16 protein-coding genes are annotated in these 22,649 nt (G+C 71.1%); 8 read left to right on the top strand and 8 right to left on the bottom strand.

The features are described 5' to 3' along the window. Positions 1 to 116 precede the first annotated feature (116 nt). On the top strand, positions 117 to 2,030 hold the full coding sequence (locus POL25_RS35815) for a M2 family metallopeptidase (RefSeq protein ID WP_272090845.1): 1,914 nt from the start codon (positions 117 to 119) through the stop codon (positions 2,028 to 2,030). 116 nt (positions 2,031 to 2,146) lie between these two features. Continuing rightward, a complete protein-coding gene (locus POL25_RS35820) occupies positions 2,147 to 3,004 on the top strand; it encodes a hypothetical protein (RefSeq protein WP_272090846.1) in 858 nt (285 codons plus the stop codon). Between the two features lie 94 nt (positions 3,005 to 3,098). Here the strand turns inward: POL25_RS35820 and POL25_RS35825 are convergent, their stop codons facing one another. Then, positions 3,099 to 4,943, bottom strand: a complete 1,845-nt coding sequence (locus POL25_RS35825; protein ID WP_272090847.1) for a c-type cytochrome domain-containing protein — start codon at positions 4,941 to 4,943, stop codon at positions 3,099 to 3,101. A 614-nt stretch (positions 4,944 to 5,557) separates the two neighbouring features. Then, the gene (locus POL25_RS35830) at positions 5,558 to 5,983 is read right to left on the bottom strand and encodes a DUF7793 family protein (RefSeq protein WP_272090848.1); all 426 of its coding nucleotides are present in this window, start codon (positions 5,981 to 5,983) and stop codon (positions 5,558 to 5,560) included. Positions 5,984 to 6,151: 168 nt separating this feature from the next. On the opposite strand from POL25_RS35830, the gene POL25_RS35835 reads away from it, so the two are divergent. From POL25_RS35835 to POL25_RS35850, 4 genes are all read left to right on the top strand, one after another. Then, entirely contained in the window at positions 6,152 to 6,664 is a 513-nt protein-coding gene (locus tag POL25_RS35835) for a DUF4442 domain-containing protein (RefSeq protein WP_272090849.1), read from the top strand. A 504-nt stretch (positions 6,665 to 7,168) separates the two neighbouring features. Further along, on the top strand, positions 7,169 to 8,878 hold the full coding sequence (locus tag POL25_RS35840; protein WP_272090850.1) for an AAA family ATPase: 1,710 nt from the start codon (positions 7,169 to 7,171) through the stop codon (positions 8,876 to 8,878). Between the two features lie 44 nt (positions 8,879 to 8,922). Further along, positions 8,923 to 9,834, top strand: a complete 912-nt coding sequence (locus POL25_RS35845; protein ID WP_272090851.1) for a 5'-3' exonuclease — start codon at positions 8,923 to 8,925, stop codon at positions 9,832 to 9,834. A 42-nt stretch (positions 9,835 to 9,876) separates the two neighbouring features. Continuing rightward, a complete protein-coding gene (locus POL25_RS35850; RefSeq protein WP_272090852.1) occupies positions 9,877 to 11,121 on the top strand; it encodes an MFS transporter in 1,245 nt (414 codons plus the stop codon). Positions 11,122 to 11,125: 4 nt separating this feature from the next. On the opposite strand, the gene POL25_RS35855 is transcribed toward POL25_RS35850, so the two are convergent. Further along, positions 11,126 to 11,818: a hypothetical protein gene (locus POL25_RS35855; RefSeq protein ID WP_272090853.1), complete on the bottom strand. Its 693-nt coding sequence runs from the start codon at positions 11,816 to 11,818 to the stop codon at positions 11,126 to 11,128. A gap of 86 nt (positions 11,819 to 11,904) precedes the next feature. Here POL25_RS35855 and POL25_RS35860 point away from each other — a divergent pair, with 86 nt between their 5' ends. Continuing rightward, positions 11,905 to 12,747 carry an SIR2 family NAD-dependent protein deacylase gene (locus POL25_RS35860; protein WP_272090854.1) on the top strand — a complete coding sequence of 281 codons (843 nt, stop codon included), beginning with the start codon at positions 11,905 to 11,907 and terminating at the stop codon, positions 12,745 to 12,747. Positions 12,748 to 12,886: 139 nt separating this feature from the next. Here POL25_RS35860 and POL25_RS35865 read toward each other — a convergent pair whose 3' ends face one another. From POL25_RS35865 to POL25_RS35885, 5 genes are all read right to left on the bottom strand, one after another. Beyond that, positions 12,887 to 13,543, bottom strand: a complete 657-nt coding sequence (locus POL25_RS35865; protein ID WP_272090855.1) for a uracil-DNA glycosylase family protein — start codon at positions 13,541 to 13,543, stop codon at positions 12,887 to 12,889. A 256-nt stretch (positions 13,544 to 13,799) separates the two neighbouring features. After that, complete coding sequence (locus POL25_RS35870) at positions 13,800 to 14,123, bottom strand: DUF2325 domain-containing protein (protein WP_272090856.1); 324 nt, start codon at positions 14,121 to 14,123, stop codon at positions 13,800 to 13,802. Between the two features lie 335 nt (positions 14,124 to 14,458). Continuing rightward, positions 14,459 to 17,236, bottom strand: coding sequence for a serine/threonine-protein kinase (locus POL25_RS35875; protein WP_272090857.1), 2,778 nt, complete (start codon positions 17,234 to 17,236; stop codon positions 14,459 to 14,461). Between the two features lie 16 nt (positions 17,237 to 17,252). Beyond that, a complete protein-coding gene (locus POL25_RS35880; RefSeq protein ID WP_272090858.1) occupies positions 17,253 to 19,979 on the bottom strand; it encodes a serine/threonine-protein kinase in 2,727 nt (908 codons plus the stop codon). Positions 19,980 to 19,983: 4 nt separating this feature from the next. Then, positions 19,984 to 20,958 carry an ADYC domain-containing protein gene (locus POL25_RS35885; RefSeq protein ID WP_272090859.1) on the bottom strand — a complete coding sequence of 325 codons (975 nt, stop codon included), beginning with the start codon at positions 20,956 to 20,958 and terminating at the stop codon, positions 19,984 to 19,986. 315 nt (positions 20,959 to 21,273) lie between these two features. Between POL25_RS35885 and POL25_RS35890 the strand changes: the two genes are divergently transcribed. Next, positions 21,274 to 22,599, top strand: coding sequence for a sensor histidine kinase (locus tag POL25_RS35890; protein WP_272091156.1), 1,326 nt, complete (start codon positions 21,274 to 21,276; stop codon positions 22,597 to 22,599). The last annotated feature ends 50 nt before the right edge of the window (positions 22,600 to 22,649 follow it).

A 22,649-nucleotide genomic window follows, 5' to 3' on the forward strand; every position in this document is an offset into this window, starting at 1 on the left:
CCCGGTGGCGCGCGCGATGGTTTCGCCGCCTGCACGGTCTAGCCTGCCGCTGCGGTGCCCCGGGCGGCGCCAGAATGCCGCTGACAACCGCGGCGACGCGAAGTATGGTGCCGCCCATGCTTCGTCCACGCGTCGCCGCGTTCCTGGTCCTCCCGTTGCTCCCCGTGATCGCCTGTCAGGGCGGCGCCGAACAACAACAGCCGGCGGCGCAGAAGGGCAAGCCGGCGCGGGTCGTCGACAGGAAGGGCGACGGCAAGGCCGAGACCAAGCTCGAGGGCAAGGAGGTCGAGAAGGCCCCGGGCCAGGCCGCCGAGGCCAGGGCGTTCGTCGAGCGCGTCGACGGCGAGCTGCGCGCGCTCGCGGTCGCCTCGAGCAAGGCCGAGTGGGACAAGAACACCAACATCACCGACGCCACCGAGAAGGCCGCGGCCGACGCCAACGAGAAGTTGATGGAGTTCATGGCCAGGACCATCAAGGAAGCCACGACCTTCACCGGCGGCGACATCGACCCCGAGACGGCGCGCAAGCTGCACCTGCTCAAGGTCACCGCCAGCCCGCCGCCGGCCCCCGGCGACCCCGACAAGCGCAAGCGGCTGGCCGAGCTCGGCGCCAAGATGGAGGGCATCTACGGCAAGGGCAAGGCGTGCGAGGGCGCGAAGTGCAAGGACCTCGGCGCGCTCGAGGACATCATCGGCACCAGCCGCAAGTACGACGAGCTGCTCAAGGCGTGGACCGGCTGGCACAAGATCGCCGTCGAGCTGCGGCCGCTGTATCAGGAGTTCGTCGGCCTCGCCAACGAGGGCGCCAAGGAGATCGGCTACAAGGACCTCGGCGAGCTGTGGCGCGCCGGCTACGACATGAGCCCGGCCGACTTCGAGCAGGAGACCGAGCGGCTGTGGACGCAGGTCCAGCCGCTCTACGACAAGCTGCACTGCTACGTGCGCGGCAAGCTGGCCGACAAGTACGGCAAGGACAAGGTCCCGGCCGAGGGCCTGATCCCGGCGCACCTGCTCGGCAACATGTGGGCGCAGGAGTGGGCCAACATCTATCCGCTGGTCGAGCCGTTCCCCGGGGCCGCCAGCCTCGACGTCACCGGCGCGCTGAAGAAGGCCAAGTACGACGAGGTCAAGCTGGTCAAGCTCGGCGAGTCGTTCTTCACCTCGGTCGGCCTCGACCCGCTGCCGGCGACCTTCTGGGAGCGCTCGATGCTGCAGAAGCCGAAGGACCGCGAGGTCGTGTGCCACGCGAGCGCCTGGGACGTCGACTTCAACGACGACCTGCGGATCAAGATGTGCATCAAGATCAACCAGGAGGACCTGGTCACGGTCCACCACGAGCTCGGGCACAACTATTATTATCACTACTATTACAAGCTGCCGCTGCTGTTCCAGAACGGCGCCCACGACGGCTTCCACGAGGCGATCGGCGACGCGATCGCGCTGTCGATCACGCCGGCCTACCTCAAGCAGATCGGCCTCATCGACGCGGTCCCGGCCGACGACAAGGGCCTCATCAACCTGCAGATGCAGGACGCGCTCGAGAAGATCGCGTTCCTGCCGTTCGGCAAGCTGATCGATCAATGGCGCTGGGACGTGTTCTCCGGCAAGACCGCGCCGGAGCAGTACAACGAGGCCTGGTGGGCGCTGCGCGCCAAGTACCAGGGCATCGCCCCGCCGGAGGGCCGCCCGGACCCCGAGTTCTTCGACGCCGGCGCGAAGTACCACATCCCGGCCAACGTGCCGTACACCCGCTATTTCCTGGCGCGGATCCTCCAGTTCCAGTTCCACAAGGCGCTGTGCGAGGCCGCCGGTCACACCGGGCCGCTGCACGAGTGCTCGATCTACGGCAAGACCGCCGCCGGCGACAAGCTCAAGGCGATGCTCGCCCTCGGCTCGTCCAAGCCGTGGCCCGAGGCGATGGCCGCCCTCACTGGCACCAAGCAGATGGACGCCGGGGCGATGATCGAGTACTTCGCGCCGCTCGAGAAGTGGCTCGACGAGCAGAATCAGGGCAAGAAGTGCGGCTGGTGAGCTGAGCCCACGCGCGCACCATGAGCGAAGAGCCGGCTCTCGCGGTGCGAGGGTCGGCGCTTTCGTTCGGCGCTCGCCGCCTGTGACCGGCGTCGATTCGGCGTATGCTGGCGAGCATGCGCCGAGTCGTCGGTTCCGTGGTGATGGTCCTGGCGTGCGGGCCCGGGCCCGCGGACGAGTCCGCGGGCATCACGAGCGCCTTCACGAGCAGCACCGCCGGCGAAGAGGCGAGCGCGCCGACCACCGCGATCACGACCGGCGGTGAGACCTTCGTCGGCTGTGACATCGTGCTGCGCGGGGATGTCGACGACACCGCCTCGGTGCAGGCGGCCCTCGACGGCGCGAGCGACGGCGCCACGATCTGCTTCGAGGGAGTCTTCGCGCTCGGGCCGATCCACGGGGCCCGGCGCAACGCGCTCGGGATCCTCGTGGTCGGGTCCACCGGCGTGGCGCTGTTCGGCAGCGACATCGAGGGCAACGACGGCGACAACTTCGCCCCGCCCGGCACGCTCGCGGCGGCGATGCCTCCGCACGTCGGGGTGATGGTGCTCGCCAGTGACGCCGTCGAGGTCCACGGCAATGCGATCGCCGACAATCCGACCACCGGCGTCGCGGTCGTCAGCCTCGCGGCCCTGCTCGGTTTGAACCTGCTGCCGGCCGATCACGGGCTCGGGTTCGACGGCTACCCCGAGACTGTCGACATTCACGACAACCTCATCGAAAACAACGGCCTCGCGCCCGCCGAGCTGTTCCGCGACGGGTTCATGCTCGACCCCATGGCCCAGCTCGCGTGGGACGGGGTCGTCGACCTCGCCAAGGACAACGGCGAGGGCCAGCTCGACCTGTGCATCCGCGCCAACGGCGACGCCGACTTCGTCGACTTCGATGCGCTCGGGCTCGGCGCCGGCAAGTCCTTCGACCTCGCCCCGCACGACTGCGCCCACCCGCCGCTGCCGCCGGTCGAGGTGCCGTGAGGGCCACGCAGCCCTGAAACGAGAGAGCCGACCTCGCGCGCTCTGGGTGCGCGGAGGTCGGCTCGGTGCGTGTCGCTGGCTTGGTCGAGCGAGCTTACGGGCAGGCCTTGGTGCGGCCGACCTTGAGCTGGCAGATCGCGTCGGCGAACGAGGCCGAGAACACGTCGCGGCGCACGCCGGTCTGGGCCTTGCCGAGGTTGTCGAGGTCGGGGCTGAGCTGGCCGAGCTTCTCGCGCAGGGTCGTCTCGGTGGTCCACATCTCGGCCGCGGCGCGGCGGATCGCCACGTCCTCGTCGAACGCGTTGAACACCGTGACGATCGGCTCCTTGTCGCCGCCCAGCGGCACGCCGGCGGCCTTGACGGCCAGGTTGAAGCGGTCGGCGTCGAGCGCGAACAGGATGTTGAAGTCGTCGCGCGACGGGTAGAGGGCGCGGATGGCGTCGAGCTCGTTGTCGTCGAAGTCGCCCTCGCCGAGGTTCTGGTCGACCTCCCAGCGCAGGTCGTCGTCCTTGTTGATCATGCCGACGTTGTGGCAGCCCATGCACGACTTGCCGTTGCGGACCACGCCGTCGGGGGCGTTCTTGTCCTGGACGATCTGGATCGGCGCGTCGTCGATGCGGCCGCCGAACTCGTCGACGATCATGTAGCCCTGCATGCCGTTCGGCAGGTTGTAGATGATCTCGCTGCCGTCCTCGGCGAAGTCGAACGGGTCGACGAACACGTTGGCGTCGCCGGCGTTGCTGCCGAAGTCGTAGCTGATCCAGTACGAGCGGTTGCTGGCGTTGGGGAAGTCGTGGCGCTCGATCACCCGGTGGTTCTCGGACACGCCCGAGTCGTGGAAGGCCGAGCGCGCGACCCGGTTCGGGTTGGTGTCGACCTCCTCCTGGATGTTCGCCTCGACGTCGATGCCGAAGCTCGCCTCGAGCTCCTGGCGGGTCAGCGGGATGCGCAGGACATCGTGGTAGAGCGGCGGCTGGGCGGCGACCTCGACGAACGCGTCGGCCTGCAGCAGGAAGAACTTGGTGCCGGTGGCCAGCTTCACGTCCTCGGCGCTGTCGCCGATGAACTCGATCGCGTACGGGTCCTTGGCCGCGATCAGCTCCCACGTGTCCTTGAAGGTCTCGGTGACGCTGCCGACCGAGGGGTCGAGCACGGTGCCCGGGGCGTCCCAGTCGTAGTCGCGGATGTCGATGCGGAAGATCAGGTTGTCCGGATCGATCGGCGACGGCGCGACGACCTTGATCTCGTTCGACAGGCTGTTGACCAGCTTCGACAGCGCGTGGCGGTAGATGTCGATCTGGTCCGAGCACCAGCCGTAGTTGTAGAGGTGGACCAGGCTGAAGTAGCGGATGAAGGGCCGCGCGTCGGCCGAGATCTCCTGCGTGTTGAGCAGGTCGGCGCGGATCATGTCGATCACCTGCGAGCGGGTGATCCACGGGTTGTCGCCGCAGCCGGTGACGCCGGCGCACTCGCCGATCCACTGCTCGACGACGCGGATGTCGTCGTCGGTCGGCCGCTGGGTCTCGGCCTCCGGGGGCATCGGCGCCATGGTGGCGGCCATGCGGCGGTACAGCGCCGAGTTGTTGGGCTGACCGGGGACGACCTTGCCGTTCTTGATCAGGGCGTCGAGGTTGGTGATGTAATTGATGCTGCCGAGCGCGGCGCTCTCGGGGCCGTGGCACTTGGAGCAGTTGACATCCATGATGTCGAGCGTCTTGGCCGAGAGCTCGCCGCAGTTGGCGACGCCGTTCTCGCCGTCGGTGCCGCCGGACGTGCCGTCGGTGCCCGGGCCGGAGGCGGACTCGCTGCCCTCGGTGCCTTCGCTGTCGTCGCCTCCGTCCCCGTTGCCGGGCAGGACGACGGTCTTACAGGCGCCTGTGACGAACAGGGCGAGAGCGGCGGCGGCGAGCGGGATCGTGGAGGATGTACGTTGGGACATGGTCGAAAGCGCTGGTTGAGGAGGTGGCGCGAAGCTGTGGAGATTTCGCCCGGTCCGGACGAGGCGCGCCGTGGCGCCGGGGATGTGCGGGACCGAATCGAGGGTGGGAACGACGCGCCCTCCGTGGCGCCCCGAAGAGAGCGCCCTGACTTGGGCGGTCCCCCCGGCGTCACGGGTAACGGGGCTCGCTCGCTCGATCACCGCGCCCGGGACAATTTTGGAGATGGGCGCCAAACGTGCCCTCGGCGACGTTATGGCAACAGGACACGATTAGCCGGAATCTCCGAGCACGCCACGATTTTCAAGTCGAACAGGTCCTAGGACCTGTTTTTCGCTGTTTCTCGTGCGTCGCACCGCGCGCCGTTGCGCCAATGACCGCTGCGCGATTCGTCTTCGGCGAATCGCGTGACCACGTGGCGATATGATAGGCATGTCCCCGAGGACAGGTCGACGCCACGCCGAGGTCGAGCCCGCTGGACCCGCGCCACAGGTGCGGTGGTGCATGTCCCGAGGGACAGGCGAGCCGACGCGACTGACATGTCCCGAGGGACATACTCGATCAAGATGTCTCGAAGGACAGATCGCAGCCCGCGCCCCGCACGAGCCGCGGCCGCTCAGAGCGAGGCGCTGCCGGTCATGGTCGGCTGGTCGCTGACCTGCTGGTGCAGCCACGCGATCGCCGGGGCCTCGTCGTTGAACATCGACATCGGCAGCGGGCGGGTGTTCTGCGCCATGAAGTAGCGGCCGAGCTGGTGGCCGCTCGGCGTGGCGACCAGCAGCGCGACGGCGAAGCAGCCGCAGGCGAGGTCGGGGTCGGCGTAGTGCTCGCGCACGCCGGCCTGCAGGGCGCGGACGATGCGGATGTCGATCAGGACCGGCCGCAGGTGGCCGCCGGTCATCCGCACCAGGGCGGATGTGTTCTCGCGGGCGTCCATGAGGGTCTGCGTGCGGGTTGTCAGCAGGCGCTGGACGATGACCCCGTCGGCGCGCTCCTCGTAGCGCGAGGTGCTGGTCGTGATCGACCGGAGGATAGCCGCCATGTTCATTGTTCCGTCTCGGGTGGGGGGCATAATCCACAATGCAGTGGTGCCCGGCAACCGCGGACTCGCGTGCGCCTGCTTTTGCACACCCCGCCCCGCGCGATCGGCGGCCGGCGCGGGGGCGCGCGGTTTGACTCGCCCGGGAGTTCGGCAACACACTCCGCGCCCATGAAGATCGGCATCGAACTGCTGCGCGACCCGACCCGCGTCCTCGACCTGTGGAAGCGCCTGTCCGCAAAGACATTCGGCAAGCAGCTGTTCGCGCGCGCCATCTCGCTGGCGGTGCCCTACACCGGCAGCATCTCGCCGCTGGTGCTCGAGCTCGAGGAGGGCCGCGCCAAGGTGCAGATGCGCGACCGCTGGGGCGTGCGCAATCACCTCCGCAGCGTGCACGCGGTCGCGCTGATGAACCTCGGCGAGGCCGTGACGGGCCTGGCGGTGATGAGCCTGCTCCCGCCCGGGGCGCGAGGCATCGTGCGCGAGCTGGCGATGGAGTACGTGAAAAAGGCGCGCGGGACGATCACCGGCGACGCTCGCGTAGAGGTGCCTGCGGGCTCGGGGACGCATGAATTCGAGGTCACCGGCGAGCTCCGCAACAGCATCGGCGAGGTCGTCGCGCGGGTGCGGGCCCGCTGGCGCATCGACGTGCCCGAAGCCGACGGCGCCGCAGCCGCCAGCTGAGCTCACGGGGCTGTCGAACGAAAATTCCAAGCCGCCGCGACATGAAGCGACGGCCCCAGCTCACGGAGCGGACGCACGGCATGCGCGGCCGAGGCGGGTGCGCCGGCGACCACGCGGTGAAGCGCACGCGCGTGGTGCCGACGCGATCTCGCAGGCGCGACGCGTGAGCGCGAGCCGCCCGGCGAGAGGTCCGCGGTAGCTCCAGAGGACATGTCCTTCGGGACATCTTGTGCACGGCGCGTTCGTCCGGCGAGGCGGGTGAGGTGGCTCGGCGGTGGCAGGTCCTCCCGGTAGGCACCGCCCGCGCAACGCCGCGCGGGGAAGTGAGGAAGCGTCGGCCGCGGCGCCCCGTCGCTGCGCCGCGGTCGCTGCAGACGCATGTTTCACCCGGCCTCCGCGCGCGCCGGCGCGAGCGGCTGGCGACCGCGATCCGGCCCCGGCGCGCGGCCCTGGGCGCAGTCACGCGCGCGCCTGCGTGCTCGCGGGCTGATAGGCTCGCCGCGCATGACCGCGAGCGCCTCGACCTTCCCTCCGCTGCTCGTCACCCCGCCGGCTGCCGGCTTCGATCGCGCCGCCGCGCGTGACCTGGTCAAAGAGTCAGGTCTCGCCGCCGCCCTGCACAAGCTGGTGCGGGCGCCGTTCGGGCACACGGTGCTGAGCCTGCGGGCGCTCGAGGCCGCGATCGAGGCGACCGACCTGGCGCTGCAGGCCGGCGACGCGCTGCACGCGGCGCTGCTCGAGGACCTGGCCCGCGCCGGCTCGCTGGCGCTGCCGGAGCCGACCCGCGACCAGCGGATGTTCGTCGGCGCGTTCACCCTGACGGTCCTCGGCGACGCCACGGCGCCGCGGCTGGCCGTGGTCGCGCCGACGCCGGAGGTCCACGGCGAGCTCGAGTCGGACGGCCTCGAGGACCTGCTGGTCCGGCCCGCCCGCGAGGCGGTCAAGAGCGCGTTGACCATGGCCGGCAAGTACCTCGAGGTCCAGGCCCAACGGCAGCCGGGCGCCACCTCGGCGCGGCTCGACGAGCGCGAGGTGTGGGCGGTGACGACCCTGCACGCGTTCGTGCTGCAGCTCGCGGGCGCGCTGCGGCGGCTGACCCACGCCGGCCGCCTGCGGCCGTTCGGCGTGGCCCTGGCCCAGCGCAAGGTCGTGGTCGGCGAGCTGCGCTACGAGGGCTTCCAGGCCCGCGGCGCCGAGGGCCCCGCCAGCGACCTCAAGCCCGTCAAGCTGCAGGACATCGTCGGCAATCAGGAGTACCTGCAGGCCGGGCTCAAGCTGGCGCGCGACGTCGCCGCGTATGACCTCAAGGCCAGGCGCGGGCCCAAGCAGCTCAACCCGGTGCTGTTCGGCCTGGGCCGGCCCGGCTGCGGCAAGACGATCACCGCCCACGCGATCGGCAACTACTTCCTCGACTTCTGCAAGCAGCGCGACGTCCCGGCCCGCTTCAAGGTCATCCGCCGCACCGACTGGGCCTCGTCGTACCAGAACGCCAGCGCGGCGACCCTGGTCAAGATCTTCAAGGAGGAGGTCTACGGGTTCGAGGGCGTGTGCGGGGTCTACTGGCCGGACATCGACACCGCGTTCGCCTCGCGCGGCTCGGGCGACCTGCGCTCGGAGGAGAAGAACAACCTCGGCGCGGTGTTCGGGATCTTCGACGGCACGCTGATCCCCAAGGACGGCAAGTGGTTCATGATCTGCGACGCGAACTACATGCAGATGGACGAGGCGACGCGCTCGCGGATCGCCCAGAACCCGTTCACCGTGCGCGGGCCGACCACCGCCGACGACTACGTGCACCTGCTGCGCGACGTGCTGCTCGGCGACCTGCGGCCGTTCGTGGCCCACGGCGAGGACGCCGGCTGGGCCGAGGTCGGCGCCGACCTGGTCAAGGCCGACCTCAGCGGCCGCTCGGTCGAGAGCGTGGCCAACAACATCCGCGCGTTCGTGCAGGACTTCGAGTACCCCGACGAGTACTTCCGCGCCGACTTCGAGCGCCGCCGGCAGCTTATCCACGAGCTGTCGCGCCGGGTCGACATCGCCGCGGTCCGGCGGGAGGTCGCCGACTACGTCAGCTTCCACCGCGAGGCCGAGGAGCGCGAGGCCAGGGACCGGTTCGAGCGCGAGGTCGAGGCGATGGTCCAGCAGCTCAACGCCGGCCGGGCCGCCACCGCCCGCGCGGCCGCGGCCGCGGCGCGAGAGATCGTCGGCGACTGATGCTGTCCCCAGGGACATTGCCGCCAGGACATGCTGTTTCGGGCATGTCCTCGGGGACATGCCCCGAGGTGTGGGTGATCGACGCGACGGCGCTGCTGTTCCGCGCCTACTACGGGATGCCGGCCAGGCTGTCGCCGGCGGGCGAGCACGTCGGCGCGGTGCTGGGGCTCGGGCACCTGCTGCGCGGGCTGCTGCGGCGGGCGCCGGAGCGGGTGGTGCTGGTGTTCGACGCCGGGCGCATGACGTTTCGCAACCGCATCGACCCGCGCTACAAGGCCAACCGTGGCGAGCCGCCGCCCGACCTGGCGCCGCAGTTCGAGCTGGCGCGGCGGCTCGGCGCGGCGGCCGGGTTCGTGGCGCTGAGCGTGCCCGACTTCGAGGCCGACGACCTGATGGCGACGCTGGCCCGCGGGGCGGCGGCGGCCGGCCTGCGCACGCGGCTGCTGAGCGTCGACAAGGACCTGTGCCAGCTCGTATGCGACGAGTCGCCCGGGGTGGTGCTCGAGGACCCGCGCACGCAGGCGGTCTGCGACGCGGCCGGGGTGCAGCAGCGCATGGGCGTGCGGCCGTCGCAGGTGGTCGACTACATGGCGCTGGTCGGCGACACCAGCGACAACGTGCCCGGGGTCGCAGGCGTGGGGCCCAAGGCGGCCCAGGCCCTCATCGCCGCGTTCGGCGACCTCGATTCGCTGTACGCCTCGCTCGGGCAGGTCGCCACGCTGCCGCTGCGCGGGGCCAAGGGGCTCTCGGCCAGGCTCGAGGCCGGGCGCGAGGCGGCCTTCCTCGCGCGCACGCTGGTGCGGCTCCACGACGCGGTCCCGCTCGGCGCGCTCGACCTACACGCGCACACGCGCTGGCGCGGGCCAGGCGAGGACGCGGAGGAATTCTTCGCCGCGCTCGGCAGCCCGGGCGCGCTCCGCGGGTTCAGGTCGATCGCGGCGCAGGATCGTGCGTGAGGGACAAGCGCGCGCCGACGCGGTAGGCTGGCCCGGTCCTCGATGGCGACCGGCCCCGAAATCGCGTCACCGCCCGAAAGTCCGCCGCCGCCGGGCCACTCGCGCGCGCTGGCGACGGTGTGGTTCACGCTCTTCCTCGACCTGGTGTCGTTCGGGATCGTCATCCCGGTGCTGCCCTTCTACGCCAAGAGCACCGGCGCGTCGGAGGGCCTGATCGCGCTGCTGGCGACCGCGTACTCGGCGGCGCAGTTCGTGATGTCGCCGGTGCTCGGCCGCCTCAGCGATCGCCACGGCCGACGCCCGGTGATGCTGATCTCGATCGCCGGCAGCACGATGGCGATGCTGACCCTCGGGTTCGCGCAGGCGCTGTGGATGCTGTTCCTGTCGCGCACGATCAGCGGGGTGTGCAACGCCAACGTGTCGACCGCGTACGCCTACGTGGCCGACCGCGTGCCGCCGCACCAGCGCGCCCGCTACATGGGCATGATGGGCACCGCGGTCGGCCTCGGCTTCATCGTCGGGCCGTCGCTCGGCGGCCTGCTGGCGCGCGCCGACTGGCCGCAGTTCCCGTTCTTCGTCGGCGCGGGGCTCAGCCTGCTCAACTTCTTGATGGCGCTGGTGTGGCTGCCCGAGAGCCACCGCCAGCGCGCGGCCGCCAGCGCCGGTCCGCCGCCGCCGCGCCCGTCGCTGCTGGCGGTGGCCCGCGATCGCACGTTCTGGCGCAGCCAGATCGGCGTGATGGTGACGGTCTACTTCGCCTTCTTCTGCGCCTTTGCGGCCATGGAGGCGACCTTCGCCCTGTTCACCGAGGCCTGCTTCGGCTGGGGCGAGCAGCAGACCGGCCGGTTCTTCGCGTTCGTCGGCACGGTCATCGTCCTGTTCCAGGGCTTCCTGGTCGGCCGCGCGGTGGCCCGCCTCGGCGAGCGCCGCACGCTGGCCTCCGGCCTGATGATGAGCACCACCGGCTTCGTGCTGCTGTGCATGTCGCCGTCGTGGCTGTTCGTGCTGTTCGGCGGGTTCTTCATCGCCGGCGGCAACGGCCTCATCATGCCGAGCATGTCGGCCCTGGTGTCGCGCAACAGCACCAGCGAGAACCAGGGCATCAACGCCGGCTTCACCCAGTCGGCCGGCGCGCTCGGGCGCATCGCCGGGCCGATGATCGCGGGGGTCCTGTTCGAGGTGGTCGGGCCGCGCGCGCCGATGGGCTCGTCGGCGCTGCTGGTGGTGCTGGTGTGCGTGATGGTGCTGGCGCGGGTCCACGAGCAGCGCCCCGAGCCCGGGCGCTGAGGTCCTAGCGATCGCGCTGCAGCCGGCCGTCCTCGCCCCAGCTCGAGGTGCGATAGGCGACGAGGCCGCTGCCGGGATGGTGCCGGTCGGGGTGAATGGTGCGCACGTGGACGTGCTGCGACGGACCCCAGCCGAACCCGAGCGAGAGCCGGCCGATCGTCAGCGCCTCGGTGGTCGCGCCGAGCAGCCGCAGCTTCGCGTCGTCGCGGCTGACGCCGGCGAAGTAGCCCTCCTGCGCCTGCAAGACGGTGTGCACGAGGTGGGCCGGCGCGTCGCCGCGCGCACGGGCCCGCGACCACACGAGCGCCGCGAGCTCGTCGAGCCGGTCGTAGCGGACCACCACGAACGAGGCGACGCGACAGACGAAGGTGTCGTCGCCGGCGAACACCACCTCGGCCTCGACCTCGACGGGCACGCGCACGCCGTCGGGGCCCTCGACGAACAGGTCGCCGCGCGTCGACTCGAGCCGCAGCTCGGCGCCGGCCGAGAAGTCGGTCGGGCCGACCGGGGTGACGATCGTCGGCCAGTCGCGCAGATCCGCCCCCCAGCGGTCGAGGTGATGGTGCGCGACGAAGCGCTCGTGATCGAAGCTGCCGACGTCGCCGAGCCGCAGCTCGCCGGAGAACGGCGGCCACGCCCCGAAGCCCAGCTCCATGACGCGGCTCGTGTGACGATTCCAGGCGCTGGACAGACTCATCGATCCCTCGTACGAGGCATAGCAATCGCCCGCGTGATCGCCTGTATCACTCGAGAATTTTTTCGCAGCGATTACGCTTCGCATACATGACCCAAATCGACGAGATCACGGCACGCGCCGCCGCCGCCGTGGCCACCGCGGACGCGCTCCTGATCTGCGCAGGCGCCGGCATGGGCGTCGATTCCGGGTTGCCCGACTTTCGCGGGCCCGAGGGCTTCTGGCGCGCGTATCCGGCGGCCCGCGAGCTCGGGCTCCAGTTCCACGACCTCGCCGACCCGCGGTGGTTCACCCGCGATCCGGCCCTCGCCTGGGGCTTCTACGGCCACCGCCTGAACCTGTATCGCGCGACAGCGCCGCACGCCGGCTTCGCGCTGCTCCGGCGCTGGGCCGCGCGCACGCCCGCGGGGGCGTTCGTCTACACGTCGAACGTGGACGGGCAGTTCCAGCGCGCGGGCTTCTCCGAGGCGCAGGTCGAAGAGTGCCACGGATCGATCTTGCACCTGCAATGTCTGCAGGGCTGCGACCTGCCGCCCTGGCCCGTCCCGCAGGCGGCCGTGTCGGTCGATGTCGCGACGCTGCGCGCCGCCCCTCCGTTCTTCACGTGCCCGCGCTGCGCCGGGCTGGCCCGCCCCAACATCATGATGTTCAGCGATTTCGCGTGGGACTCGACCCGCGCGAACGAGCAGCGCGAACGCTCGCGCGCGTGGCTGCAGGCGCAGGAGCAGGCGGGCGCGCGCGTGGCGGTGATCTGCCTCGGCTCGGGCACCGCGATCCAGACGGTGCGCCTGACGGCCGAACGCGCGGCCCGTCGCCCCGGCAATACGCTGATCCGCATCAACCCCCGCGACCCATGGGTGCCGAGCGGCCAGCTCTCGCTGGCCACGGGGGCGCTCGCAGGCCTGACGGCGATCGACGCAGCGCTGGGCTGATCCCCGCGTTCTTTAATAATTGAGGTATGCCTGAACGACATGTCTCTCGAGACATGTGACGTGCATCGGCGCCTGCGATCACGGGGTGCTGTGAATGATGTCACCGCGGCGCGGAGCCGGGCCTGCGCAGTCCCAGCATTCATGTCCTTTCAGACATGTGTCGATCGGTCCTGTCACTCGCTGCGGCGCACGCCGTCTCGGCGCGGCCGGTGAACGCGGCGACGAAGGCCGGGTGGCGGGCGATGAGGGCCAGGGCGCGGGCCAGGAGGGTGCGGCCGGGCTCGACGCGGTGCCAGGTCGAGGCGCCGCTCGGGTGCGGCAGGCAGATCGCGTCGGCCTCGACCCCGTGCCAGCGGACCCGCCGGGCCTCGCCGATCACCTCGACCAGCGGGCCCTTGTGGCCGAGGACTTGCTCGATCGCCACGCCGCCGACCGGGATCACGAGCCGCGGCTGCAGGATGTCGACCTCGCCGGCCAGGAATTGTTGGCAGCGCGCCATCTCGTCGCGGTCCGGCTTGCGGTCGCCGCCGCCGCCCGCCTTGCCGGGGAAGCAGCGCGCGACCGCCGACATGTACACGCTGTCGCGGAACTCCTGCTCGCTGCGACCGGCGGCGGCCTCGAACCAGCGGAACAGGGTCTTGCCGGCCGTCCACGCGAACGGTCGCCCGAACCCGCCCTCGCGCGGACCGGGTGCCTGGCCGACGAGCAGCACGGGCGTGACGATCGGCGGGCCGTGCACGACGGGGCCGATCATCGCCGGGCAGGCCGTGCACGCCTCCAGCTGTCGGTGCAGCACGGTCAGTCGAGTTCGCGGGTCCATCGTGGGGCGTCGCGCGGCAGTGTGAATCACGCCTCGTGGGCGCGCCAGCGCGCACGCGAGGACTCACGCGCGCGCGGCCCTGCCGCCGCTGCCCGCGGTGCGGGCGTCGGCGACGGGCTTCACCTGGCCCGAGGACCATCCGTGAGCGGCGTACTCTGCCTGTCCCAAAGGCCAGCTACGTCGCGGCTTCAGTCTGTCGCGCCAGGGCGGACTGGCAATGATACGACCTGGCCTAACGGCCAGCTTCGTTGGCCGCCAGCGCGGAGGCATGGTTCTCGACCAGCGCGACCAGGCGCGACAGGCCGAGCTTGCGCACCAGCACGGCGGGCCGCGAGCGCTCGCGGAGCAGCCGGCGGGTGGTCTGCACGGCGACGTGGCTGTTGACCTCGGTGACGATGACGACGAGGTCGCTGCGGTCGACCAATCGCTCGAGCTCGAGCGAGGCGCTGCCCCGCATGTAGCCGGTGTGGTGCTCGACCTCGTGGCCCATCGCGCGCACAGCGCGCTGGTAGCTCTGTTCGCTCCGATCGAGGCCGCCGACGATGCCCACGCGCATGCCACTACAGTATTTCATCAAAATGGAATTTTCAAGTTGCTGAACGTCCCGGGCGGCTCCGGGCGAGGCCGCCGCCCGGCGGCGCCTGCGGCTCCAGAGGCTCCAGAGGGCCGAGAACCGGGCGTTGCACAAAAGATAAGCGGGCTGAGCCGGCTCCATGGCACGAGAGGAATTTCCGCTATTCTGAAGAACGTGCGATCCCCCGCCCCGCCGCCATGCTGACCCTGCTCCTCGTAAGCCTCTGGCGCGCCCACTGCCGCCGTCGCCGCGCGGCCGCCGCAGGGGCCGCTTGAGCGCTTTGCGCGAGGCCGCGCGGGGTCTAGGGCGCGAGGGCTTCAGCGAAGTGGAAGCCGGCGCAGGTCGGCGCTCGCAGGCGCCCCGGGAGGCGTCGAGCTCGGCCGCGTTTTCAGCGAAGTGGAATCCGGCGCAGATCCGGGCTTGCAGGCCTCCCGGAAGGCGTCGAGCTCGGCCTTGAAGACGCCCGGCGGATCGACGCGAGCGTCGAGCACCAGCGTGCACGCCCACCGCCGCTCCCCCGCCGACAGGTGCCGCCGGGCCAGCTCCAGCGCGGCCAGCGAGCGAGACTCGAGCTGCTCTTGGGTACCTGACCTGTCGGACAGGGCGAGCTCGAGCCACTGCCGCGCCGCAGGCAGGTCCTTGCCCGTCGTCGCCAGCTCGGCCGCGCGCACGGCGAGCGGCGCGATCGCGGGGCTCTTCGGCCCACCGTCAGCCTCGTACACCGCGATCGCCCGCGCCAGCAGGTCGCGCGCCTCGCCGAGCTCGCGGGTCGCGAGGCACTCCGCGAGCCCGGACAGCGCCTCGCCGTACATCGCATGCGTGGTGCCCTGGCGCTCGCCGATCGCCACGGCCCGACGAAAATGGGCGGCGGCAGTGTCGAGCGCTCCACCAGCGAGACCGACCTTTCCGAGGCCCACGAGCGGGTGCAGCAAGTACAGGTGTTGCGGGCCGTAGGTGGCCTCCATCAGCTCGAGCGCGTGACGGTAGCCGGCCGCGGCCTCGACGCGCTGGCCCTGCAACAGGTCGATGTCGGCGACCCCGCCGATCGGGTGCGCGACCATCGGGTGCTGCTCGCCGAGCAGCTCGGAGAACAGCGTGATGGCCTGCGTGTAGTGCTCGCGCGCCTCTTCGAGTCGCTCCTCGCGGCGGTGGAGACCGGCGAGGTTGTGGTGGACGACCGCCAGCAATGGATCACCGGGGCCGACGCGGCGCTCCAGCAGATCGAGCGTCCGCGAGTAGTGCTCGCGGGCTCGCGCGGGCTTGCCGTCGCCCTCGTAGACGGTGCCGAGGTTGTTGTGCAGCAGCGCTGCGATCCGCCCGTCGTCGCGCGTGCGCTCGACCAGCGCCTCCGCGACCGCCTCCCCCGCGAGCGCCGCGGTTCGCTGGCCGAGGCCCTCGGCCAGCACGAACATCCGTCGGGCCGCGGCCTCGGCCGCGACCGCGTCGAGCCCATGAACGATCCCCAGCTTGAGCGCCGCCGTCAACGCCGCCTCCGCCTCTCCGACTCGCGCGACCGCCAGCAGCAAGCTGCCCTCGCCGAGCGCGGCCTCGGCCATCAGCGGCGGATAATGCAGCTCCTGCGCCGCGACCCCGACCTCGCGCGCCAGCTCCAGACCCGCGTCGAATTGCCCCGTGGTCTCGAGCACCGCGGCGCGGGCGAGCTGACCGCGACGAGCCTCGACCTGCGCGGCCGTTTGCGGGTCGGCGGGCGGAGCGACGGCGGCGAGCAAGGCGTCGACGTCGATGCACGACTCGAGGCTCGGCAGCGCCGCGGCGGCTTGTACCGCGTTCTCGACCACGGACCTGTCGGCGGCGACGAACACGTCGACCAGCGCGCCCAGATGGGCCCGCCGGCGAGCGAGGCAAGCGGTCCGCCGATCGAACAGCGAGGTCGACTGGGCGCCGCTGGCGTGGGCCTCGCATGCCTGCGTGCGGCCTTCGGTCCACGCGAGCGCGTAGGCGTCGAGGCGGGGCTGCACGCGGCGCCAGGCGTCGCCCGCGAGCCGCGAATCAGCGGCGGCGAAGGCCCGCTCGACCGCCGCCGCGCGGGGCTCGTCCCACACGCCCGCGAGCTCGGCGGCCGCGCCGTCGCAGGACGCCACGACGTCGCGCTGCCCCAGCGCGAGCGCGTAGCTACCAGCCGCCGCCGCGCCCGCGACCGCGGCGATCCCGGCCGCGCGCAGCACCGTCTTTCGCGGGTCGCGCTCGAGCGCGTCGAGCATGTGCCCCAGGCTCGGCCAGCGCAGGTCCGGCTTCGGCGCCAGGCTGCGCGCGAGGATCCGGAAGATCCGCCCCGGCACCGGCGAGTCGCGCGGCGGCGGTGGCACGACCCCGCGGCGGACCTTCAGCCGCAGCTCCTCCCAGCTCGTGGCGACAAAGGGTCGCACGCCGTAGAGCGCCTGGTAGAGCGTGACGCCGAAGCTGAACTGATCCGACGCGGGACCGATGGTGCCGCCGAAGTGCTGCTCGGGCGACATGTACGACGGCGTGCCGACGATCATGCCGGTGCGCGTCAAACGATCGCCGTCCTGCAGGTCCAGCAGGTCGTCCGCGGGTTGCAACTGCGTCACGGCCAGCGGCAGCTCGCCCGCCTGGGGCAGGTCGCCCGCGCTCGGGGCCAGGGCCATGCCTTCGGCGTGGACCAACCCGAAGTCGACCACGCGCGCGCGCGTGTCGTGACCGACGAGCACGTTGTCGGGCTTGAAGTCGCGATGCACCAGCCCCGCCGCGTGCGCCGCCGCGAGGCCGCGACCGGCGGCGATCACCGTGCGCAGCACCAGCTGCCACGGGCGCTTCTCCGCGCGCAGCCACGCCGTCAGCGTCTGGCCGTGGATGTACTCCATCGCCACGTAGATCTCGCCCTCGTGCTCACCGACCTGATAGACCTGCACCACGTTGGGATGAGACAGCCGGGCCAGCGCCTGCGCCTCGCGGACCATGCGGGCCCGGACCTGGCCGCTGTCGAAGTGCCGGCGCGACAGCACCTTGAGCGCGACCTCCCGCGCCAGCGAGGGGTCGTTCGCGGCGTAGACGATGCCCATGCTGCCCTCGCCCAGCTTGCGCAACACCACGAAGGGGCCGATCCGGGCGGTCACCAGCTACCTCGAAGAATCAGCGCGTGCAGGCGGCTTCGAGCGCTGCGAGCTCGGCCCTGCGGGCGTCCGCCAGGTTGACGCGGGCGTCGAGCACCAGCGCGCAGGCCCGCGGCCGCTCCCCGGCGGCCAGGTGCAGCTGCGCCAGCTCGAGCGCCGCCAGCGAGCGCGCCTCGAGCTGCTCTTTCGTACCTGTCCCATCGGCCATCACGCGCTCGAACCACTGCTGCGCCGCCGGCAGATCCTCGCCGGCCACCGCCAGCTGACCTGCCCGCACCGCGAGCGCCGCGATCGCGGGGTTCTTCGACCCGCCGTCGGCCTCGTACACGGTGATCGCCCGCGCCAGCAGGTTGCGCGCCTCGTCGTTCGGGACCAGCTCGGCCATGCCGACGAGAGCCTGACTGTAGTAGGGATGGGTGGTGCCAGCGCGCTCGCCGATGGCGACCGCACGGATGAACGCTGCCAACGCGGCCGCTGTGTCTCCGCGCGCGGCGTGGAGCTTCGCCAGGCCGCCCAGCGGCTGCAACAGGTACAGATGTTCGGGCCCATAGAACTCCTCCATGAGCGCGAGGGCCTGGGCGTAGTTGTCGGCGGCCGAGTCGAACTTGCCCTCGAGTTGGTCGATCTCGGCGAGGCTAGCGATCGGGTGCGCGACCATCGGATGGCGCTCGCCGAGCGACTCCGAGAACAGGGAACGAGCGCGGACGATCTGCTCACGGGCCTCCGTGAGGCGGCCGTAGTGTTGGTGCAGCCCGCCGAGGTTGTGATGCACGATCGCCATCAGCGGATCGGGCGGACCGAGGTTGCCGCCCAGCAGCTCCAGCGTGCGCATGTACTGCTCGCGGGCCGGTCCGTCAGCGTCTTCACGCTGGTAGACGGCGCCGAGGTTGTTGTGGAGGAGCGCCGCGATCCGGACGTCGTCCGCCCGCTCCGCCAGCGCTTCGGCCACCGGTCGGTCGTCGAGGGCGAAGCCGCGTCGCCCCTGGCCCTCACCGACGACGAAGATCCGCTTCGCCGCCGCCTCTGCCGCGATCGCGTCGAGCCCATGGACGATCCCCAGCCTGAGCGCCGCGGTCAACGCCGCCTCCGCCTCGTCGACCCGCGCGACCGCCATGAGCAGGCTGCCCTCGCCGAGCGCGGCCTCGGCGGTGAGCGGCGGGTAGTGGAGCTCCTCGGCGACGGCGCGGACCTCCCGGGCCAGTTGCAGCCCTTCGGTGTATTGCCCGGTCCCCTCGAGCGCAGCGGCGCGGGCGAGCTGGGCGCGCCGGGTCTCGACCTGAGCCGCGGCGTGCGGATCGTCGGGCGGCGCGATGGCGGCCAGCAGCGCGTCGGCGTCGGCGCACGACTCGAGGCTCGGCAGCGCGGCGGCGGCCTGCACCGCGTTCTCGACCACCGACCGATCGGCGACGATGAACACGTCGACCAGCGCCGAAAAATAAGCGCGACGGCGAGACAGACACGCGGTCCGGCGATCGAACAGCGACGTCGACTGTGAGCCGCTGGCGTGAGCCTCGCACGCTTGCGTGCGGCCCTCGGTCCACGCCAGCGCGTAGGCGTCGAGGCGAGCGTCGACGCGGCCCCAGGTGTCGGCCGCGAACGGCGAGCCGGTGGCGATGAACGCCCGCTCCGCCGCGCCTGCGCGCGCGTCGTCCCACACACCCACCAGCTCGCTCGCCGCGCCCTTGCACTGCAGCGACGCCTCGCGCTGCGACAGCGCGAACGCGTAGCTGCCGATCGCCGCCGCGCCCGCGACCGCGACGATGCTCGCCGCCCGCAGCATCGTCTTTCGCGGGTCGCGCTCGAGCGCGTCGAGCATGTGCTCGAGGCTCGGCCAGCGCATGTCCGGCGTCGGCGCCAGGCTGCGCGCGAGGATCCGGAAGATCCGCCCCGGCACCGACGAATCGCGCGGCGGCGGCGGCACGATCCCGCGCCGGACCTCGCGCTTGATCTCCTCCCACGTCGCCCCCGGGAACGGGCGCGCGCCGTAGAGCGCCTCGTAGAGCGTGGTGCCGAAGCTGAACTGGTCCGACGCCGGGCCGACCGCCTCGTCGCCGAAATGCTGCTCGGGCGACATGTACGCCGGCGTACCGAGGGCCTTGCCCGCCCGCGTGAGGCGGATGTCGAGGATGTCGCCGCGGTCGGTCTGCCCGCCGCTGTTGGAAGCGTGCGGTGGTCCCGACGTCTGGGTCGTCATCCGCGAGATCGTCGGCAAACCGGTGGCCGACGTGCGCACGTCGACGCCGCCGAGCGGCAGCGCCGGGCCGCCCTCGGCGTGCACCAGCCCGAAGTCGAGGACGCTCGGGCGACCGTCCTTGCCGACGAGCACGTTGTCGGGCTTGAAGTCGCGGTGCACCAGCCCGGCCGCGTGAGCCGCCGCCAGGCCGCGACCGGCCGCGATCGCCGTGCGCAGGACCTGCTGCCACGCGCGCTTCTCGGCGCGCAGCCACGCCGTCAGCGTCTGGCCCTCGACGTACTCCATCGCCAGGTAGATGCCGTCGTCGTGCTCGCCGACCTGATAGACCTGCACCACGTTCGGGTGCGACAGGCGGGCCATCGCCTGCGCCTCGCGGACCATGCGGGCGCGCACCTCGCTGCGGTCGATGAGCGAGCGGCGGATCAGCTTGAGCGCGACCTTGCGGTCGAGCGCGACGTCGTAGCCCGCATAGACGACGCCCATGCCGCCCTCGCCCAGCTTGCGGAGGACGACGAACGGGCCGATCGCCGCGGGCTCTGCGCCTTCGGTCACATCCTCAGGGTACGATCTTGCCGCTCTGAATCAAACCGCCGGAAGCGAACGGAGCGCCGCAGGTCGGGATGCTGCAGCCGAGCGCCGGGAGCGGCAAACGGCTGTTGCTCGGATTCAGACAGACCGCGCCGTTCGGTCCCCACTCAGCCTCGACGACGTAGGGCTTGTTCGGGTCGACGTTCTGGATGCCGATCTGATCGAGGACGTGGATCGGCGTGCCGAGCAACGTGTGCGACTGTCCGTCGCCGCAGTAGTCCGCGCGCAACATTCGTGTACAGGCCTGATGGTAGTCGGCCAGCGACGTGCCGTTCTTGCTCGCCCACGGGCGGTAGCCGAACAGCACGCACTTGGCGAGACCGCCGTCTTTGCAGGCGAACGTGATCGCCTTGTCGGGCCTCGGCGAGACCTTCGCGCCGGTGGCCGGATCCCAGACGTCGTTCAGGAGCAACGCCCGAGTGCGCTTGCCCGCCTGGTCGATGCACAGCGGATCGTTGTGCAGCGAGACCTGGAGATCCATGTCGTACTCCCACACGTCCGAGAAGCCGGCCACAGGATAAGCGAACTTGAGCCAGACATACTTCCAGTAGGTCGTCGCGCCTTCCTTCACCTTGAAGTCGAAGGTCGTGTCCTCGACCTCCCAGTCGGTGTAGCCGCCGACATTGAGCATCCCGCCCACCAGCGAGCCGGTGTTCACATAGTCGCCGTCGGGCAGCCAGATGTCGTAGAGCTGGATGTAGTCGGTCTGGCTCCCGTCCCGGTAGAGCTTCGTGTTATTGAGCCTGCTGCCGTTGAGGTTCCAACCGTTGAGGTTCCAGCCGTTGAGGTTCCAGCCGTTCTCATGGGCGCTGCGCGTCCGAACGGCCTCTTCTTCGCCGAAGCCCGCTCCCTCGTCTTCCCCATCCACCCCGTCGCAGCCGAGACACCCGAACGCGAGCACCACCGCACCACTCACCACCACCACGCCAGTCTTGAACGCCATCGTTCTCTCCTCCGCGAAAAGAAAACCGCTTATCTTCGATCCTATCCGTCGCTGCCGGCGGCGTGAAGGCTCGGGGGCTGGGCGAGAACGCGCGTGCGTGATTCACGGGCTTTTGCGGCTGCCTGGGGGGTTTGGGGTCGGCTCACGTCGAGACGTGGCGCGCCGCGGGTCGCTCCTTCTATGATGGGGGGGACCTCTGCTGCGATGACGACCCGCGACGACCCCGCGCGACGAGAAGGACGCTCCGCAAGTGTGGTGTCGTCGCGTGACAACGGTTCGCGTTGGACGCTGGTGATCGTCGGCCTCGCCTTGCTCGTGGGAGTCGCGACCACGGCGGCGGACGAACATCGTTTGACCGTCGTCGTGATCGGCGCGCTCCTCCTCGGGGGGCACCTCGCGGCGACGGTGTACCTGGGGCATGGCGAGGTTTCACGGGTTCGCATCGGGGCGTCGCTCTGGACAGTGATCGTCGGCGCCCTGGCGATCGCCGCGCCGAGCGTCGCTGGCGCGTCGACGCCGTTTTGGTGTTTGCTGCTCCCAGTGGTCGTCGTCTCCGTGCACGCCACCAGCGCCGCTACGGGGATCACCGCCACCGCGCTCGGGGCGGCCGCGGGTGCGGGCCTCTTCATCGCGGGCGCAGGATCGATCGCGTGGTTGGCGGCCGCCGCGATCGCCGGGGTCGGTCTGCTCGCGGCTGCCGAGCAGCGCCGCGGTCAGGTGCGGGACGACGACCTCCGGCGCCGCGAGGGCGAGCTCGCCGGCGTGCGGGCCGAGTTGCGAGATCTCCGGAGCCAGCACGTCGCCGGCGCCGAGGGGCGGCTCGTCGCCTTGACCCGCGCCAACCAGGCCCTGCAGTCCGAGGTCGAGCGCGGGCGGCGGGTCCTCGAGGAGGCGCTCGACGCCAGTCGGACCAAGACCTCCTTCCTCCTCAAGATCAGCCACGAGCTGCGCACCCCGCTCAACGCGATCGTCGGTTACACCGAGCTGCTGCTCGAGCACCCGGAGGAGGCCGAGGCGGCCGAGCTCAAGGCCGACCTCACGCGGATCCTCGGGGCCGCGCACGAGCTGCTGGCGCTGATCGACAGCGTGCTCGACCTGGCCCGGCTCGAGGCCGGCAAGTTCGAGCTGCACATCGAAGAGTTCCCGCTGCTCGACCTGGTCCACGAGTGCGTCGCCGCCGTCACGCCGCTGGCCGAGCGCGGGCGCAACAAGCTCAAGCTCAAGCTCTCGCGCGAGCTCGGCACCATCCGCAGCGACCGCACGCGCCTGCGGCAGGTGCTCATGCAGCTCATGGGCAACGCCTGCAAGTTCACCCACGGCGGCCTCGTCGAGCTGCGCGTCGAGCCGATGGTCACCATGACCGGCCCGGTCTACCTCCTCAGCGTGCGCGACAACGGCGTCGGCATCGAGCCGGGCTACATGCCGCGGATCTTCACCCCGTTCTCGCAGGCCGACGACTCGCCGACCCGCCGCTTCGGCGGCCTCGGCGTCGGCCTCGCGCTGTGCCGCCACTACTGCACTTTGCTCGGCGGCGACATCACCGTCGAGAGCGAGCTCGGCAAGGGCTCGGTGTTCCGCGTGCAGGTGCCGGCGTTCGTCCGCGACCCGCGCGACGCCAGCGTCCTCGTCTCGGCCTTCTGAGGCCCCGTCTCACCTGCACTTCCGGGCATGTCCTGGGGGACATGCCCTTC

Origin of the sequence: Nannocystis bainbridge (assembly GCF_028368995.1) — a bacterium.
GTDB lineage: Bacteria > Myxococcota_A > Polyangia > Nannocystales > Nannocystaceae > Nannocystis > Nannocystis bainbridge.

Coding starts and splice junctions, on each gene's coding strand:
- POL25_RS35855 (WP_272090853.1), bottom strand. CDS start 11,818: ATGAGTCTGTCCAGCGCCTGGAATCGTCACACGAGCCGCGTCATGGAG.
- POL25_RS35885 (WP_272090859.1), bottom strand. CDS start 20,958: ATGGCGTTCAAGACTGGCGTGGTGGTGGTGAGTGGTGCGGTGGTGCTC.
- POL25_RS35840 (WP_272090850.1), top strand. CDS start 7,169: ATGACCGCGAGCGCCTCGACCTTCCCTCCGCTGCTCGTCACCCCGCCG.
- POL25_RS35825 (WP_272090847.1), bottom strand. CDS start 4,943: ATGTCCCAACGTACATCCTCCACGATCCCGCTCGCCGCCGCCGCTCTC.
- POL25_RS35820 (WP_272090846.1), top strand. CDS start 2,147: ATGCGCCGAGTCGTCGGTTCCGTGGTGATGGTCCTGGCGTGCGGGCCC.
- POL25_RS35860 (WP_272090854.1), top strand. CDS start 11,905: ATGACCCAAATCGACGAGATCACGGCACGCGCCGCCGCCGCCGTGGCC.
- POL25_RS35845 (WP_272090851.1), top strand. CDS start 8,923: ATGTCCTCGGGGACATGCCCCGAGGTGTGGGTGATCGACGCGACGGCG.
- POL25_RS35815 (WP_272090845.1), top strand. CDS start 117: ATGCTTCGTCCACGCGTCGCCGCGTTCCTGGTCCTCCCGTTGCTCCCC.
- POL25_RS35830 (WP_272090848.1), bottom strand. CDS start 5,983: ATGGCGGCTATCCTCCGGTCGATCACGACCAGCACCTCGCGCTACGAG.
- POL25_RS35835 (WP_272090849.1), top strand. CDS start 6,152: ATGAAGATCGGCATCGAACTGCTGCGCGACCCGACCCGCGTCCTCGAC.
- POL25_RS35870 (WP_272090856.1), bottom strand. CDS start 14,123: ATGCGCGTGGGCATCGTCGGCGGCCTCGATCGGAGCGAACAGAGCTAC.
- POL25_RS35850 (WP_272090852.1), top strand. CDS start 9,877: ATGGCGACCGGCCCCGAAATCGCGTCACCGCCCGAAAGTCCGCCGCCG.